17 protein-coding genes are annotated in these 15,250 nt (G+C 72.9%); 9 read left to right on the top strand and 8 right to left on the bottom strand.

Features of this window, described 5'->3' with window-relative positions:
- Nucleotides 1-9 precede the first annotated feature (9 nt).
- A complete protein-coding gene (locus ABTY40_RS25960) occupies nucleotides 10-675 on the bottom strand; it encodes an O-methyltransferase (protein WP_345287126.1) in 666 nt (221 codons plus the stop codon).
- Nucleotides 676-817: 142 nt separating this feature from the next.
- Here ABTY40_RS25960 and sigE point away from each other — a divergent pair, with 142 nt between their 5' ends.
- From sigE to ABTY40_RS25935, 5 genes are all read left to right on the top strand, one after another.
- The gene (gene sigE, locus ABTY40_RS25955) at nucleotides 818-1,576 is read left to right on the top strand and encodes an RNA polymerase sigma factor SigE (protein WP_309055152.1); all 759 of its coding nucleotides are present in this window, start codon (nucleotides 818-820) and stop codon (nucleotides 1,574-1,576) included.
- Nucleotides 1,573-2,496, top strand: a complete 924-nt coding sequence (locus ABTY40_RS25950) for an anti-sigma factor family protein (RefSeq protein WP_352061731.1) — start codon at nucleotides 1,573-1,575, stop codon at nucleotides 2,494-2,496. The genes sigE and ABTY40_RS25950 overlap by 4 nt, the downstream gene beginning before the upstream one ends.
- A gap of 76 nt (nucleotides 2,497-2,572) precedes the next feature.
- Nucleotides 2,573-4,339, top strand: coding sequence for a trypsin-like peptidase domain-containing protein (locus ABTY40_RS25945; RefSeq protein WP_352061730.1), 1,767 nt, complete (start codon nucleotides 2,573-2,575; stop codon nucleotides 4,337-4,339).
- A 91-nt stretch (nucleotides 4,340-4,430) separates the two neighbouring features.
- Nucleotides 4,431-4,910 (top strand): sec-independent translocase, encoded by a 480-nt coding sequence (locus tag ABTY40_RS25940; RefSeq protein WP_352061729.1) that lies wholly within the window; start codon nucleotides 4,431-4,433, stop codon nucleotides 4,908-4,910.
- 74 nt (nucleotides 4,911-4,984) lie between these two features.
- Entirely contained in the window at nucleotides 4,985-5,611 is a 627-nt protein-coding gene (locus ABTY40_RS25935; RefSeq protein WP_345287117.1) for a hypothetical protein, read from the top strand.
- A 63-nt stretch (nucleotides 5,612-5,674) separates the two neighbouring features.
- On the opposite strand, the gene ABTY40_RS25930 is transcribed toward ABTY40_RS25935, so the two are convergent.
- Genes ABTY40_RS25930 through ABTY40_RS25920 form a run of 3 tightly spaced genes read right to left on the bottom strand, consistent with a single transcriptional unit; the run spans nucleotide 5,675 to nucleotide 8,686 of the window.
- On the bottom strand, nucleotides 5,675-6,808 hold the full coding sequence (locus tag ABTY40_RS25930; protein WP_309057788.1) for an Mrp/NBP35 family ATP-binding protein: 1,134 nt from the start codon (nucleotides 6,806-6,808) through the stop codon (nucleotides 5,675-5,677).
- 44 nt (nucleotides 6,809-6,852) lie between these two features.
- Nucleotides 6,853-7,413 (bottom strand): DUF1003 domain-containing protein, encoded by a 561-nt coding sequence (locus ABTY40_RS25925; RefSeq protein ID WP_345287115.1) that lies wholly within the window; start codon nucleotides 7,411-7,413, stop codon nucleotides 6,853-6,855.
- Nucleotides 7,406-8,686: a magnesium transporter MgtE N-terminal domain-containing protein gene (locus ABTY40_RS25920; RefSeq protein WP_352061728.1), complete on the bottom strand. Its 1,281-nt coding sequence runs from the start codon at nucleotides 8,684-8,686 to the stop codon at nucleotides 7,406-7,408. Before ABTY40_RS25920 ends, ABTY40_RS25925 begins: the two co-directional genes overlap by 8 nt.
- Nucleotides 8,687-8,955: 269 nt before the next feature.
- On the opposite strand from ABTY40_RS25920, the gene ABTY40_RS25915 reads away from it, so the two are divergent.
- Nucleotides 8,956-9,744, top strand: coding sequence for a hypothetical protein (locus ABTY40_RS25915; RefSeq protein ID WP_352061727.1), 789 nt, complete (start codon nucleotides 8,956-8,958; stop codon nucleotides 9,742-9,744).
- Nucleotides 9,745-9,945: 201 nt separating this feature from the next.
- Here the strand turns inward: ABTY40_RS25915 and ABTY40_RS25910 are convergent, their stop codons facing one another.
- The 3 genes from ABTY40_RS25910 to ABTY40_RS25900 form a co-directional block, all read right to left on the bottom strand.
- A complete protein-coding gene (locus ABTY40_RS25910; RefSeq protein WP_352061726.1) occupies nucleotides 9,946-10,452 on the bottom strand; it encodes a hypothetical protein in 507 nt (168 codons plus the stop codon).
- 107 nt (nucleotides 10,453-10,559) lie between these two features.
- The gene (locus ABTY40_RS25905; RefSeq protein WP_352061725.1) at nucleotides 10,560-10,958 is read right to left on the bottom strand and encodes a VOC family protein; all 399 of its coding nucleotides are present in this window, start codon (nucleotides 10,956-10,958) and stop codon (nucleotides 10,560-10,562) included.
- An 80-nt stretch (nucleotides 10,959-11,038) separates the two neighbouring features.
- Complete coding sequence (locus ABTY40_RS25900; RefSeq protein WP_352061724.1) at nucleotides 11,039-11,281, bottom strand: hypothetical protein; 243 nt, start codon at nucleotides 11,279-11,281, stop codon at nucleotides 11,039-11,041.
- Between the two features lie 109 nt (nucleotides 11,282-11,390).
- Here ABTY40_RS25900 and ABTY40_RS25895 point away from each other — a divergent pair, with 109 nt between their 5' ends.
- Nucleotides 11,391-12,068: a TetR/AcrR family transcriptional regulator gene (locus ABTY40_RS25895; RefSeq protein ID WP_352061723.1), complete on the top strand. Its 678-nt coding sequence runs from the start codon at nucleotides 11,391-11,393 to the stop codon at nucleotides 12,066-12,068.
- A 20-nt stretch (nucleotides 12,069-12,088) separates the two neighbouring features.
- Here the strand turns inward: ABTY40_RS25895 and ABTY40_RS25890 are convergent, their stop codons facing one another.
- Nucleotides 12,089-13,216, bottom strand: a complete 1,128-nt coding sequence (locus tag ABTY40_RS25890; RefSeq protein ID WP_345287101.1) for a magnesium and cobalt transport protein CorA — start codon at nucleotides 13,214-13,216, stop codon at nucleotides 12,089-12,091.
- A 423-nt stretch (nucleotides 13,217-13,639) separates the two neighbouring features.
- Here ABTY40_RS25890 and ABTY40_RS25885 point away from each other — a divergent pair, with 423 nt between their 5' ends.
- Complete coding sequence (locus ABTY40_RS25885; protein WP_352061722.1) at nucleotides 13,640-14,224, top strand: suppressor of fused domain protein; 585 nt, start codon at nucleotides 13,640-13,642, stop codon at nucleotides 14,222-14,224.
- 226 nt (nucleotides 14,225-14,450) lie between these two features.
- The gene (locus ABTY40_RS25880; RefSeq protein ID WP_345287097.1) at nucleotides 14,451-15,089 is read left to right on the top strand and encodes a DUF6758 family protein; all 639 of its coding nucleotides are present in this window, start codon (nucleotides 14,451-14,453) and stop codon (nucleotides 15,087-15,089) included.
- Nucleotides 15,090-15,250: the final 161 nt, after the last annotated feature.

Here is a 15,250-nt window from a genome sequence, read left to right as displayed (position 1 = left end):
CGGCCCGGCTCAGCCCCGGCGCACCGCGCACAGCAGGCCGTCGCCCACCGGCAGCAGCGTCGGCAGCAGCTCCTGGCTCTCCCGCACCGCGCGCAGCAGCTCCCGCACCCGCTGCACCTCGGCCGGCTGGGCCGAGGAGTCCACCGTGCGGCCGTCCGCGAAGACGCCCTCGAAGCAGACGACGCCCCCGGGCCGCAGCAGGCGCAACGATTCAGCGAGGTAGTCCAGGTACTCCAGCCGGTCGCCGTCGCAGAAGACGAGGTCGTACCCGCCGTCCGCGAGCCGGGGCAGGACGTCCAGGGCGCGCCCGGGGATGAACCGCGCCCGGTTGCCGGCGAACCCCGCCGCGCGGAACGCCGTCTTCGCCACCTGCTGGCGCTCCGGCTGCAGGTCGACCGTTGTCAGGACCCCGTCCGGCCGCATCCCGAGCAGGAGATAGATGCCCGACACGCCGGTGCCCGTGCCGATCTCCGCCACCGCCTTGGCGTCCGCCGACGCGGCGAGCAGGCGCAGGGCCGCGCCCGTACCCGGCGACACCGAGGGGAGCCCCGTCTCGCGGGCCCGCTCCCGGGCCCAGCGCAGAGCTTCGTCCTCGGCGACATAGGCGTCGGCGAACGCCCAGCTCGTCTGCCGGTTGGCGGTAATGGCCCTCTCCTGTCCCCGTAGTTGACGCAACGGTGACTGTATCCGCTGTCAGCGGGAACCCGCAGATGGGACCGGGCGTTCACAGGAGGCGGAGGGTGAGCCCGGTCAGCAGGGCGAGCCCGTCCCAAATTCGCGTAAAGATTCTTATCCGGAGCTAACGGGCGAGGTGGTTATGGTAGGGGCTCCGCTGGACACCACCAGAGCCGACAGGGGAGGTGCGGCTGCGCCTGTGGATCGGGGAGGAGTGCTTCGGCGTCTTCTCAGGTCGGCGGGTGAGCCGAAATCCGTGACCGACACCGCTGACCGTATCCGCACCGCCGACTCCGCACCCACCACCGCGACCTTCGCATCGGATGCGGAATCGCAGGCGTGGACTCCGCCCAGCTGGGAGGAGATCGTCAGCACCCACAGCGGCCGCGTGTACCGCCTCGCCTACCGTCTGACGGGCAACCAGCACGACGCCGAGGACCTCACCCAGGAGGTCTTCGTCCGCGTCTTCCGCTCGCTGTCGACCTACACCCCCGGGACCTTCGAGGGGTGGCTGCACCGCATCACCACCAACCTCTTCCTCGACATGGTCCGCCGCAAGCAGCGCATCCGCTTCGACGCGCTCGCCGACGACGCGGCCGAGCGGCTCCCCAGCCGCGAGCCCTCCCCGCAGCAGGCCTTCAACGACACGCACTTCGACGCCGACGTGCAGCAGGCCCTGGACACCCTGGCGCCGGAGTTCCGCGCCGCGGTCGTCCTCTGCGACATCGAGGGCCTCTCCTACGAGGAGATCGCCGCCACGCTCGGCGTGAAGCTCGGCACCGTCCGCAGCCGTATCCACCGCGGCCGCTCCCACCTGCGGAAGGCGCTCAAGCACCGCTCGCCCGAGGCCCGGGCGGAGCGTGCGCTGGCCGCCGTCGGATGGGAGGCCGGGACAGCGTGAGCGGCACACGTCCCTCTTCGCCGACCCCCGCGGAGCACCACCTCGGGGACCGGCTCGCCGCGCTCGTCGACGGCGAACTCGGTCACGACGCCCGTGAGCGGGTCCTGGCCCACCTGGCCACCTGCGCCCGCTGCAAGGCCGAGGCCGACGCGCAGCGCACCCTCAAGAGCGTCTTCGCCTCCACGGCGCCGCCCGCCCCGTCCGAGGGCTTCCTCGCGCGCCTCCAGGGGCTTCCCGGAGGACCCCCGGGAGGACCGGGGGCCCCCGGGGGCCCTGGTGACCCCGCCGCGCCGAGAGGCCCCCTGGAGGAGCTCCTCGGCTCCGGAGGCGTGAAGTCCGACGGCTTCGCCACGGCGGCCGTCGTCACGCCCGCCCCCGGCACCGGGCGCGGCTTCCGCATCCACGAGGTCGACCGCGGCGCCGCCCCGTCCGGACGCGGCCGGCGTTTCGCCTTCGCCGCGGCCAGCGCCGTCTCCTTCGCGGCCATCGCCCTCGGCGGCACCCTGCCGCTGGAGTCCTCCGTGAACGCGGGCGCCCGCGGCCAGGGCACCGGCAGCGCGATCACCCCGCTGCGGGCGAGCGCGTCCGCGACCGGGCCCGGCGCGAGCACCGTGCGCGGCGCCCGGTCCGGTGAGCGCTCCACCGGCGCGCAGACCCTCGCGGGCGAGGCGGCACCCTTCGCCGCCCGGCCGCTCACCCTGCCGCGCGGACCTCTCGCGCCCGGGCACGTGCCGCCGGTCGCGGTGCACTCCGCCCCTTCGCCGCTCGTGGCGGTCCGGTTCCAGAACCAGGCGGCGCACCCGCTGTTCGCGCTGTCCCCGTTCATACGACCGACGGGCCCGGTCCCGCACCTGGCCCTCGGGCCCGTGCCGAGCCCCGCCCCGGGCCCGTCCACTCTGCCGCTCGGCTCCCCCCGCTGACCCGCGACCTGGTTGAATCCAGGGTCAGGGGCCCCGAGCCAGGGGCGCGCACGGGTCAGCGGTTTGCGGGGAGAGCATGAACGACGGGAAGCCGAACTGGTGGAGCCGGCCTTCGACGGCCCCGGAGGCGGCACGGATACCCTCGCCGCCTGCCGCGGACGACGACTTCCCCCTCCAGGCGCCTCGACCCGCCTCACCGGCGGAGGCCCCGGAGCCCGTCCCGGCGGCGGTCGACCTGACGAAGGACGGCCCGGCCGGTGAGCCCGTGGGCGCGCCCGCCGCGCCCACCGGGCAGGACCCCGCGCCCGCCCCGCCGGCCGTCGACCTGACGAAGGAGCGCACGGCGGCCCCGGACGAGCGCCCGGGCGAGCCGTACGAACCGCCGGCGCCGGTCACGCCCGCCGGCGTCCCGCCGCACGACGCCGCGCCCGCGCCCGCCTCGTACGACGACCGGGGCGAGCTCCAGGCCCCTGCCCCGCCGGCTCCGCAGCCGCTGCACGCGCCCGACGAGTACCGGACGCCGCCCTACGGGGAGCCCGGGCCGTGGGCGCCCGCGCCGCCCGTACAGCGGCCGGCCGCCGCCGTGCCGCCGCAGGCCGTACCGGCGCCCACCGCGCCGGTACCCCATCCGCAGCCGCAGACCGTCGCGCCCGCGCCCTGGGTGCAGTACGACCCCTGGGGCGCCGGCCCCACCGCCGCCACCCCCGGGCCGCCGCCCGTGAGGAAGAAGCCCGGCAAGGGCCTCGCCCTCGTCGGCGCGCTGCTCCTCGCGCTCGTCACCGGCGTCATCGGCGGTGGTGTCGGTGCCTACGTGGAGCGCCACGGCGGCCTCACCACCGTCGAGCTGCCCCAGGCCGAGGCCGCCGACACCGGCCGCGCCCCCGAGAGCGTCGCCGGCATCGCGGCCAGCGCGCTGCCCGGCGTCGTGACCCTCCACGTCAGCGGCGGTGGGGGCGCGGGCACCGGCACCGGCTTCGTCCTGGACACCAAGGGCCACATCCTCACCAACAATCACGTGGTCGACGGCGCCGGCTCCTCCGGCGACATCACCGTCACGTTCTCCAGCGGCGAGACCGCCGACGCCGAACTCGTCGGCAAGGACGCCGGGTACGACCTCGCCGTCGTGCGGGTCACCGGTGTCTCCGGTCTCAAACCGCTGCCGCTCGGAAACTCCGACAACGTCCGCGTCGGCGACCCCGTCGTCGCCATCGGCGCCCCCTTCGACCTCTCGAACACCGTCACCTCCGGGATCATCAGCGCCAAGGAGCGCCCGATCACCGCCGGCGGCGAGAAGGGCGACGGCAGCGACATCAGCTACGTCGACGCCCTCCAGACCGACGCGCCCATCAACCCCGGGAACTCCGGTGGCCCACTTCTCGACTCCCGGGCCCGCGTCATCGGCATCAACAGCGCCATCCGCGCGGCCGGCGGATCCGGTGACGGCGAGGGGGCCGGCGAGCAGGCCGGCTCCATCGGCCTCGGCTTCGCCATACCGATCAACCAGGGCAAGCGGGTCGCCGAGGAACTCATCAACACGGGCAAGGCCACCCACCCCGTCATCGGTGTGAGCCTCGACATGCAGTTCAACGGCGACGGCGCCCGCGTGGGGGAGAAGGGCAAGGACGGCGCGCCGTCCGTCACCCCCGGCGGGCCCGCCGCCCGGGCCGGGCTGCGGCCGGGCGACGTCATCGTCCGCGTCGACGGCCAGCGGGTGCACAACGGCGAGGAGTTGATCGTCAAGATCCGCGCCCACCGTCCCGGTGACCGTCTCGAACTGACCCTCAAGCGGGGCGGCCGCGAGATCACCAAGACGCTGACGCTCGGTTCCTCCCAGGGCACCTGAGCGGCATGTGGAGGACACCGCGAGGTACCCGTCCGGCAGTTTCGGCGGGTACCGTGGACGGGGCCCTTGACCGGCATGAAGGAGCTACTAGGTGTTCACCGACATAGGCGCACTCGAGCTGGTGACGCTCGTCGTGCTGGCCGTGCTCGTCTTCGGGCCGGACAAACTGCCGAAGGTCATCCAGGACGTCTCCCGTTTCATCCGGAAGGTCCGTGACTTCTCCGACAGCGCGAAGGAAGACATCCGCAGCGAGCTGGGCCCGGAGTTCAAGAACTTCGAGTTCGAGGATCTGAACCCCAAGACCTTCATCCGCAAGCAGCTCGACGGCAACGAGGACCTGCGCGAGCTCAAGGAGCTCCGCAGCACCTTCGACCTCAAGAAGGAGATGAACGAGGTCGCCGACGCCGTCCACGGCCGGGAGTCCCAGCCCTCCTCCCTCACCGGAGCCCCGGCCGCCGGCACCGCGGTGAACGGCGCCGCCGTCACCGCCGTGAACGGCTCGCCCGACCTCGTGAAGAAGGACCGGCCGGACGCCGGCGAGCGCCCGCCGTACGACTCCGACGCGACCTGACGGCGGGCAGTCACCGGTCCGGCACTCCCTGGTGGCTATCCTCGCTCTGTCGAACGAACGAGGAGGCGGCCGAGATGGAGACCACGAGTCGGGCGGAGGGTGCGCGGGCGGCCCGGCGCTCCGCCGAGAGCTATCTGCGCGCGTCCTTCGCCTGGTACGGCCTCGACGAGGCGTTCACCGGGCCGCGCTGGCTCATGCAGGTCGGGACCGCGGCGGACGGCACCGTCCAGCACGGATCGACCGGCCACGGCGACGAGCCGTCGATAAAGTCCGACGCGAGCGCCGCCGAGAAGGAACGGTTCGCGGTCGTCGTGACGGTGGCGGCGAGCCCCGTACGGCGCACCGGCGACGGCACCGGCGTCCTCGACGCCACCACGGTCTCCTCCGCCGCCTGGCTGGCCGGTTCCGGGCTCCTCGCCCACACCTGGCCCGCCTCCCTCGACCACGCGCTGCGCGACCACTGGCTGGACCAGCAGACGGAGACCGCCTTCGAGCTGGCCGACGACCTCGCCGGGCCCGCCTGGTCGACGCTCTCGCTGCCCGTGGACGGCGCCCCCGTGCCCTTCCACTACCGCGAGACCGAGTTCGGCTGGGTCCTCGCCGGGTCGGCCTCGGGGGTGCACCTCGGGGCGTACGGGCGCGGCATGAGCGCGTACGGCCTCGGCTTCTCGCAGATCAAGGACCTCGGCGCGTACACGTAGCGCCGGAGCACGGGAAAGGGGCGCCCCCGGTGGGGGCGCCCCTTCGCCGTACGCTCGGGCGCGTCAGAACTTGTTGCGCGGCGTGATGCCCAGGCTCATGCCCGACAGGCCGCGCTGGCGGCCGCCCAGCTTGCCGGCGATCGCGCGCAGCGCCGCGCCGGCGGGGGAGTCCGGGTCCGACAGGACGACCGGCTTGCCCTCGTCGCCGCCCTCGCGCAGCCGCACGTCGATCGGGATCGAACCGAGCACGGGAACGGTGGCGCCCGTGGTCCTCGTCAGACCGTCCGCCACCTTCTGGCCGCCGCCCGTGCCGAACACGTCGACCATCTCGTCGCAGTGCGGGCAGGGCAGACCCGACATGTTCTCCACGACGCCGACGATCTTCTGGTGCGTCTGCACCGCGATCGAACCGGCCCGCTCGGCCACCTCGGCCGCCGCCTGCTGGGGCGTGGTGACGACGAGGATCTCCGCGTTCGGGACCAGCTGCGCGACCGAGATCGCGATGTCGCCGGTGCCCGGGGGCAGGTCGAGCAGCAGGACGTCCAGGTCGCCCCAGTACACGTCCGCGAGGAACTGCTGGAGCGCGCGGTGCAGCATCGGGCCGCGCCAGACGACGGGCGCGTTGCCCGGGGTGAACATGCCGATGGAGATGACCTTCACGCCGTTCGCCGACGGCGGCATGATCATGTTCTCGACCTGGGTGGGGCGGCCGTCCGCGCCCAGCATCCGCGGCACGCTGTGGCCGTAGATGTCGGCGTCGACCACGCCGACCTTCAGACCGTCGGCGGCCATCGCCGCCGCCAGGTTCACGGTCACGGAGGACTTGCCGACGCCGCCCTTTCCGGAGGCGACCGCGTAGACCCGGGTCAGCGAACCCGGCTTCGCGAACGGCACCTCCCGCTCCGCCGTCGTGCCGCGCAGCGCCGCCGCCAGCTCCTTGCGCTGCTCGTCGCTCATCACGTCCAGCGAAACGTCCACACCGGTGACGCCCTCGACCCGCGACACGGCCTCGGACACGCGCTGCGTGATGGTGTCGCGCATCGGGCACCCGGACACCGTCAGATAGACGGTCACCGCGACCCGGCCGTCCGGTCCGATCTCCACCGACTTCACCATGCCGAGCTCAGTGATCGGTTTGTTGATCTCGGGGTCGTTCACCGTCGCCAGTGCCTCGAGCACCGCGTCTTCCGTAGCCATACGACAGATGGTACGGCGACGACCACCGGCCCATGAAAGGGCTGTCAACGGTCGGGTACGTCACTGTGCCGGCCGCCCCCGGACGGGAATAGATCCCGGTCCTCCAGCTCCTTCACCAGATCCTGGAGCTCCGAACGGATCCAGTCCCGTGTGGCGACCTCCCCCAGGCCCATCCGCAGCGCCGCGATCTCCCGCGTCAGGTACTCGGTGTCCGCGATCGACCGCTCGTTCTGCTTCCGGTCCTGCTCCAGGTTCACCCGGTCCCGGTCGTCCTGCCGGTTCTGCGCGAGCAGGATCAGCGGCGCCGCGTACGACGCCTGGAGGGAGAGCATCAGGGTCAGGAAGATGAACGGGTACTCGTCGAAGCGCAGCCCCGCCGGCGCGGAGACGTTCCACACCACCCACGCGATGATCATCACCGTCATCCAGACGATGAAGCGGCCCGTCCCCAGGAACCGGGCGATCCGCTCGGACATGCGCCCGAAGGCCTCCGGGTCGTACTCCGGCAGCAGCCGGGGCCGCCGGATCCGGGGCTGGTCCAGACGGATCCGCGGCAGCTGCCGCTCCCGTTGCTCGCGGTCGCGCTCCTGCGTCCGGTCAGCCACCCTGCACCCCCTCCTCGTGGAACTCCGTCTCCCGCCAGTCGTCCGGCAGCAGATGGTCCAGTACGTCGTCCACGGTGACGGCGCCGAGCAGCGAACCGCTCTCGTCCACCACCGGCGCCGCCACCAGGTTGTAGGCGGCGAAATAACTGGTCACCGCCGGCAGCTGGGTGGCCGGGCCGAGCGGCGGCAGATCGCTGTCCACCAGCGAGCCGACCAGCGTGAACGGCGGGTCGCGCAGCAGCCGCTGGAAGTGCACCGTGCCCAGGTACTTGCCCGTCGGGGTCTCGTCGGGCGGCCGGCACACGTACACCTGCGCGGCGAGCGCGGGGGACAGATCCTGCTGCCGCACCCGGGCCAGCGCGTCCGCCACCGTGGCGTCCGGCCGCAGCACGATCGGCTCCGTGGTCATCAGACCGCCCGCCGTGCGCTCCTCGTACGCCAGGAGCCGCCGCACGTCCGCCGCGTCGTCCGGCCGCATCAGGGTCAGCAGCCGCTCCTTGTCCTCCTCCGGCAGCTCCGACAGCAGATCGGCCGCGTCGTCCGGGTCCATCGCCTCCAGGACGTCGGCCGCCCGCTCCTCCTTCAGCTTGCCCAGGATCTCGATCTGGTCGTCCTCGGGCAGCTCCTCCAGGACGTCCGCGAGCCGGTCGTCGTCCAGGGCCGCCGCCACCTCGGCGCGCCGCTTGGGCGACAGGTGGTGCAGCACGTTGGCCAGGTCGGCGGGCCGCAGCTTCTCGAAGGTGGCGACCAGGTTCTCGGCCCCCTGACCGTGCTCCTCCAGCGAGAAGCCCGTGACGGCCGACCACTCCACGGTCAGCGTCTCGCCCTTGCGGCGCAGCGCCCCGCCCTTGCCGCGCCGCACGAAGACCTTGTCGATCTCCCAGTCCCGGCGCGCCGGAAGCTGCTGGATCGACACGTCGAGGACGGTGACCTCCTCGCCCTCCCGCCCCTCCGGGCCGACGAGCCGCACCCGCCGGTCCAGCAGCTCACCGAGGACGAGCCGCTCGGTCGGCCGCTGCTCGAAGCGGCGCATGTTCACCACGCCCGTGGTGATGACCTGGCCCGACTCCACACCCGTGATGCGGGTCATCGGCACGAACACCCGGCGGCGGCTGAGCACCTCCACCACCATCCCGAGCAGCCGGGGAGGCCTGCGCCCCACCCGCAGCATGGCCACGAGATCGCTGACCCGGCCCACCTGGTCGCCGACCGGATCGAAGACCGGGACACCGGCCAGGTGGGAGACGAAGATGCGGGGGGCGCCTGCCGCCATGCCACGCGCCTCCTCGGTGCCGCACGATTCGAGTTCTCACAGAGCCGCTGCCGGGCTTTGCCTGATTCAGGCTAGCCCGTGCCGTTCCGCCCCGCTCCGGCAGCACCTCCGTACGGCTGCCGCAGGAGCGGTCCCACAGCCCGGGTACGCTGCGTCTGCCGTTCCCCCCACCGGCCCCGGCGCTCGCCCGGCCGTGAACGGCGCACCCTCGCCCCGGCGTCCCCACGGGCACGCCCGCGGGCCCCCCACCGACACGAGAGGCAGCGCAGATGACCGTCCTCGTCCCGTCATCGCGTACCCCGGCAGCACGCGTCCAAGCGGCACGGCTGCGCAGAGCCGTCGCGCCGCTGGCGCTCTGCGCGGGTCTGACGGTGGGGCTCGCCGCCTGCGCCGCCGACCCGGACGAGGGGACCAACGGGGTCGGCCGGCTCTCCGCGCCCGAGATCGAGCGCAAGGCCCGCTCGGCGGCGGACGAGGCCCGGGCCGTGCGGCTCGCCGGCACCTTCGTCAGCAAGGGCGGCACCTACAAGCTCGACATGCGCCTCAAGCAGGACGGCGCCACCGGCTCGGTGAGGACGAAGAACAGCACCTTCGAGCTGCTCCGCGTCGGCGACGCGCTCTACATGAAGGCCGACGCCGGATTCTGGACCCACGACGACAAGGCGTCGGGCGAGCCGACCGAGTCGGACTCCGAGGCCGCCGACAAGCTCGACGACAAGTACGTGAAGGTCCCGCAGGACGATCCCTCCTATCCGCGGCTGCGCGGCTTCACCGACATGGACCTCCTCCTCGACGGTCTGATCGGCATCCACGGGGAGGCCGTCAAGGGCGACCGCGACCAGATCGGCGGCATCCGCACGATCAAGGTCAAGGGCGGCCAGGGCGGTGAGGGCGGCACGCTCGACGTGGCGCTGGACGGCACCCCGTACCCCCTCCAGCTGGCCCGGGGCGGGGGAGCGGGCCTCGTGGTGCTCTCCGAGTGGAACAAGGACTTCCCGCTCACCGCGCCGTCGAAGGAGGAAACCCTCGACTACGGCAAGCAGCTGCCCCGCGCCTAGGTTCTTTCCTCCGGGTCTTGCCGGGCTCGCGGCCTGATCCGAAAGAAAGACCCTCGCCGTTCGTCCCGCCGGCCGGGCCAGGGGCTATGAGGAGGGGAGGCCCGGGCCCCGGTGACCGGCACAGTCCCCGCCTGGTGGGCGTCGCGGCCCCGCCGGATGGCCGGTCGGTCCACGACCCTCCCGCCCGGCGGCCCGGAGGGCTCAGGCGCGACGCTTGCGGAACAGGAGCTTCGGCAGGGCCGCCGGCACCGGACGGCGGGTCGTCGCCCCGGTGGGCAGCGGCGCGGCGGCCAGGGAGCCGTCCGGCAGCTCCGTCGTCGCCGCGCGCGGCTCCAGCCGCAGCACCCGGCACTCGCGCGCCCAGCGCCCCGGCATCGCCTCGCCGTCCGGAGCGTTCAGCCGCTTGCCCTTCAACTCGGCCACGGCGGCGTCCCACTCCTCGGAGCCGGCGGGGATCTCCCGCACCGCGGCCGTCCAGGACACCAGCCGGCCGCCCTTGTCCTTGCTGCGGACGGTCACCTCAGCCGTACCCCCGTCCGCCAGGCCGGGCAGCGGCTGCTCGCCGGGGCCGTCGCCGACGACGTACGCGGCACCGTCGTGCCAGACGTGCCAGAGAGCGCGTGCGGGGCCGGTGCCCCGCACCCACACGAGGCCGGACTTCTTCGTGGCCTCCTCGACGAGGGCGCCGGTGAGCAGCGTGTCGGTCATGGCGGCAGCCTATCGGCAGCCCGCCCGGAGGTGCCGGGGCCGACCGAGCCCGGCCCCCGCTCCTCCGCCCCGAAGCCGCCGGTCCCCCTCCCGGGCGCGTGCGGCGCCTAGGCGGGGTCCGCCGGGGTGACCCACTCGACGAGCTGGACGACTATGCCGTTCGGGTCCGTCATCTGGAACAGCCGCTCGCCCCACGGCTCCTCGCGCAGCGGCATGGTGATTGGCGCTCCGGCCTCGCGCAGCCGGCGCTCCTCGGCGTCGAGGCCGCTGACGGTGAACGCCAGGATGACGCCCTCCGCCCGCCGGTCCCGCTGCTCCGGGGGCAGTACCTCCGTGCCCGTCCGCAGCAGCACGATGTCGGCGGCCGGGTCGGCCGCGCCCCGGGTCAGCGAGGCGAAGCCGTCGGCGGCCATGGCGACCTCGTAGCCGAGGTGGGTCCGGAAGAACTCACGCGAGGCGTCCACATCGGCGACGGTGAGGGAGAGGGTGGAAGTGGTGACGTTCACGGCGGCTCCTGGCGTGGTGTGGCGGATGTGGCTGCGGGTGGCGCGGGTGGCGGTGAGCGCCGTGGGACGGAGAGGGCGGCTCAGTACGTGCGACGCGGGGCCTGGTGCCGGGGGCGGGCGGCCTTGGTGCGGTCGCTGCGCGGTATCGGGAGCGGGGTGGCGGCGCGGAGCCCGGCGCCCCGCTCCCGTACGGGGGACGGACCGGAGAGGGTCGACGGGCTCGTGGCGGCATGCGTCACCGCGCCGAGGGGGACGGTGGCCGCGACGGGTCGAGGGCTGGTGAGCGTCCGGGAGGTGAACGGGACGGTGTCGATGGCACGCATGGAAGGATGACGCCCTTTCGTTCGAGGAGAACTTTGCGACGGACGTAACTTTACGCAGAGGCACGTGAGTAGCGCAAGACTATTTTTGCGACGGGTGTAAGATTCCCTCATGAGTAACGAGCTGGGACTCCGGGAGTCCAAGAAGCAGGAGACGCGACAGCTGATCTCCGACTGCGCCACCCGGCTCTTCGTCGAGCAGGGGTTCGAGCAGACGACCATCACCGAGATCGCGCACGCGGCCCGCGTCGCCAAGAAGACGGTGACCAACTACTTCCCGCGCAAGGAGGACCTGGCCCTCGACCACCACGAGGCGTTCACCCAGGGCCTCGCGCGTACGGTCGCCGACCGGGAGCAGGGCGAGGCGCCGCTCACGGCGCTGGAGCGGGCGTTCCGTGCCACGCTCGCGGAGCACAGTCCGGTCGCCGGTTTCACCGGCCCCGAGTTCGCCCGCATGGTCGCGGACAGTCCGACGCTCACCGCTCGCCTGCGCGAGCTGCACGACCTGCGCGAGGAGGCTCTCGCGCAGGCGCTCGTCGCGGCCTCCGAGAAGGAGGAAGGGAAGGAGAGTGGGGGAGGGGAAGAGGGGAAGGGTGAGGACGCCTCCGGGGGCGCCACGGCGATCCGGGCCCGGGCGGCCGCCGCGCAGATCGCGGCGGCCGACCGCCTCCTGTTCCGGCGGATACAGGAGCTCACCCTGGCCGGCCGCACGAACGACGAGATCGAGGCCGCCCTCGTGCCCGAGGCCGACCACGTGTACGGACTGCTGAGAGCCGCCCTCCAGGCCTGAGGAGCGGCGGCCCCCGGGGGCTACAGCCAGCCGTTGCGCTTCAGGGTGCGGTGGATGGTGAAGCAGACCGCGATGATGCCGGTGAGGACCATCGGGTAGCCGTACTTCCAGTGCAGCTCGGGCATGTGGTCGAAGTTCATGCCGTACACACCGCAGACCGCCGTCGGGACGGCCACGATGGCCGCCCACGAGGTGATCTTGCGCATGTCCTCGTTCTGGGCGACGGTGGCCTGCGCCAGATTGGCCTGGAGGATCGAGTTCAGGAGCTCGTCGAACCCGACGACCTGCTCCTGGACGCGGGCGAGGTGGTCGGCGACATCCCGGAAGTACTTCTGGATGTCGGGGTCCACGAGCCGCATGGGGCGCTCGCTCAGCAGCTGCATCGGGCGCAGCAGCGGGGTCACCGCCCGCTTGAACTCCAGCACCTCGCGCTTGAGCTGGTAGATGCGTCCCGTGTCCGTGCCGCGCGTGGAGCCCTTCGTCGCGGGCGAGAAGACATCGATCTCCAGCTGGTCGATGTCCAGTTCCACGGCGTCGGCGACCGCGATGTAACCGTCCACGACGTGGTCGGCGATGGCGTGCAGGACGGCGGACGGCCCCTTGGCGAGGAGCTCCGGCTCGCCCTGGAGGCGGTGGCGGAGGTTGCGCAGGGAACCCTGGCCGCCGTGCCGGACGGTGATGACGAAGTCGGGGCCGGTGAAGCACATGACCTCACCGGTCTCGACGACCTCGCTGGTCGCGGTCAGTTCGGTGTGCTCCACGTAGTGGATCGTCTTGAAGACGGTGAAGAGCGTGTCGTCGTACCGCTCCAGCTTGGGCCGCTGGTGGGCGTGCACGGCATCCTCCACGGCCAGCGGGTGCAGCCCGAACTCGGCGGCGATGACCGCGAATTCGGCCTCGGTCGGCTCGTGCAGACCGATCCACGCGAAACCGCCGCTCTCCCGGACGTGACGCATCGCGCCCCGGGGCGTCAGGCAGTCGCCGTCCTCGACGCGGAGCCCGTCGCGGTAGACGGCGCAGTCGACCACGGCACTGGAGGCGGAGGGGTCACGCGTCGGGTCGTAAGCGGTGTACGTGGTGGGCGTCTTGCGCAGGGAGTGGCGCAGGCCCGGACGGACGGCGGCGCGCAGGTCACGAATCATCGACATGGGCATGCTCCTTCACGGAGAGGCCGTCGGTGCGCGACACGTGGCACAGCCCGGAATGAGGACGTGGAGCTACGTCGTCCACAAAGCGGGCGGCACCGGCAGGGCGCGGTGACGGCGTTCGCTACAGACAGGCAAAGGCGAAAGTGCTCTTCCGTCGTGCGAGATGCCGGAGAGGGCGGGTCCGAGCGGACCCCGGGTCACCGGAGGGTGCAGCGCACCGGGCTCGAGTACGGAGCGGCGAAAGAGCGGCTGGTACTGCCCGACCGACTTCGGTCCATCGCAGTCCCACCTCCTCCGGCCGGTCCCTCGTGAGGGATGACGTGTGACGAGCAGTCGGGAATCCCGACCAGTGGCCAACACTATCAGCCGACCGAGGGTCAATCCCGTCCCTTGCCCATTCCTGACGGGATCTATGCTCGCCGCATGGGAGAAGTTCTTGCACTGGTCGAGACCCGGCTGCGCACGGCGCTCGGCGAACCGGACGCGCGGGCCGCGGTGACGTTCCTCGGCACGGACCGGATCGAGGTGCTCCGCTTCATGGACGGCGATCTCGTGCGGTACGCCACGCTCGGCATGTCCGCCCAGCCGATGGCCGACCCCACCGCCGCCCTCGCCGACCCCGTCAAGGGCCCCCGCGCGGAGCTCGTCCTCACCGTGCGCGGCGGGCTCGCCGAGACCGACAAGGTCCTGCGCCCGCTCGCCGTCCTCGCCGCGACCCCCCAGGTCGAGGGAGTGGTGGTCGCCCCGGGCGCGTCGCTCGACGTCGGCGAACCGCTCTGGCCGGGCGCCCCCTTCAGTTCCGTCCTCGTCGCCGAGTCCGGCGGCCTCGTCGAGGACCTGGAGCTGGACCACCCCATGGACCCGGTGCGTTTCCTGCCGCTGCTGCCCATGACCGCGAACGAGGCCGCCTGGAAGCGGGTGCACGGGGCCCAGGCCCTGGAGGAGCGCTGGCTCATCCAGGGCACCGACCTGCGCGATCCGCTGCGTCGCTCCGTGAACCTGGACTGAACGGCCCGGCCGCCGGGCCGAGTTGGGGCACGGCCGGCGCCGGCCGCCGCGGGGCGGCACCTCCCGCCCGGCCGCGGCGGTCACCGGGAGTGAGAGGCGGACGCGCTGCGCGTCCGTCCCGCCCGGCCGCAGCGGAGAGTACCGAGGGTGAACGGCTCCCGCCGGACGGGTGATCATCCGGAGGCGTCCTTGACGCGGAGCGGATGGGGTAGGACCGTTGAGCCCTATGAGGGGCGAACCCAGTTGCCCGAAGTGCGGTGGCCGGGTCAGGGCGCCCGGTCTCTTCGCCGACTCCTGGCAGTGTGATGTGCACGGCTCGGTGCATCCGCTCCAGCCCGTGATCCCGCCCAGCGTCGAAGCCCTCGGCGTCGTCGTCCACCGGTCCCACGTCCCGGTCTGGATGCCGTGGCCGCTGCCCGTCGGCTGGCTGTTCACCGGTGTCGCGTACGCCGGGGACGACCGCAGCGGCGGACGCGCGACCGCCGTCGCCTGCTCGGGGCCCGGCCCGCTCGGAGGAATCGGCGAGCTGCTCCTGATCGCCGAGGAGCTCGGCGTCGGCCTCGGAGCCCGGTACGCCGGGATCGACGGCCCCGACCCCGGCCCCGGCATGGCCATCGACAAACCGCCCCAGGCGAAAGTGCTCGCCGCCGGGCGTCCCACCCCGCTCTGGCACGTCAGCGGCGCCCCGCACGACCGCGCCGTTTTCGCCGGCGAGGCGCGGGGCCTCTGGCTGTGGGCGATCGTCTGGCCGGAACAGTCCGGCCTGCTCATGTACGACGAGCTGGTCCTGACGGATCTGCGCGACGCGGGCGCCGAGGTCGAGCTGCTGCCGTGCGGGGCGCTCACCCCGAGACTGCTCTCCTGAGGCGAGCCCACTCCTCTGCGGCGAGCCCGCTCTCTCGCGGCCCCCGGAGCTCCGCCGTCGGCACCGCCCCGCGAGGGCGGTGCGCCCCCCCCGGGGGTCCGGCCGCTGGTCCTGACGGGGCGTCCGCGTAACAGGCGTGGGTGCCACCGGCTCCGTACAAG

The organism is Streptomyces sp. NPDC126503 (assembly GCF_040302405.1).
GTDB classification, from domain to species: domain Bacteria; phylum Actinomycetota; class Actinomycetes; order Streptomycetales; family Streptomycetaceae; genus Streptomyces; species Streptomyces gulbargensis.
This window is presented reverse-complemented; position numbering and strand designations above follow the sequence as displayed.

Bases quoted from the DNA above. Each gene is read 5' to 3' on its own strand.
- sigE (WP_309055152.1), top strand. From the start codon at position 818: ATGGTAGGGGCTCCGCTGGACACCACCAGAGCCGACAGGGGAGGTGCG.
- ABTY40_RS25945 (WP_352061730.1), top strand. From the start codon at position 2,573: ATGAACGACGGGAAGCCGAACTGGTGGAGCCGGCCTTCGACGGCCCCG.
- ABTY40_RS25935 (WP_345287117.1), top strand. From the start codon at position 4,985: ATGGAGACCACGAGTCGGGCGGAGGGTGCGCGGGCGGCCCGGCGCTCC.
- ABTY40_RS25930 (WP_309057788.1), bottom strand. From the start codon at position 6,808: ATGGCTACGGAAGACGCGGTGCTCGAGGCACTGGCGACGGTGAACGAC.
- ABTY40_RS25920 (WP_352061728.1), bottom strand. From the start codon at position 8,686: ATGGCGGCAGGCGCCCCCCGCATCTTCGTCTCCCACCTGGCCGGTGTC.
- ABTY40_RS25915 (WP_352061727.1), top strand. From the start codon at position 8,956: ATGACCGTCCTCGTCCCGTCATCGCGTACCCCGGCAGCACGCGTCCAA.
- ABTY40_RS25910 (WP_352061726.1), bottom strand. From the start codon at position 10,452: ATGACCGACACGCTGCTCACCGGCGCCCTCGTCGAGGAGGCCACGAAG.
- ABTY40_RS25900 (WP_352061724.1), bottom strand. From the start codon at position 11,281: ATGCGTGCCATCGACACCGTCCCGTTCACCTCCCGGACGCTCACCAGC.
- ABTY40_RS25895 (WP_352061723.1), top strand. From the start codon at position 11,391: ATGAGTAACGAGCTGGGACTCCGGGAGTCCAAGAAGCAGGAGACGCGA.
- ABTY40_RS25890 (WP_345287101.1), bottom strand. From the start codon at position 13,216: ATGTCGATGATTCGTGACCTGCGCGCCGCCGTCCGTCCGGGCCTGCGC.
- ABTY40_RS25885 (WP_352061722.1), top strand. From the start codon at position 13,640: ATGGGAGAAGTTCTTGCACTGGTCGAGACCCGGCTGCGCACGGCGCTC.
- ABTY40_RS25880 (WP_345287097.1), top strand. From the start codon at position 14,451: ATGAGGGGCGAACCCAGTTGCCCGAAGTGCGGTGGCCGGGTCAGGGCG.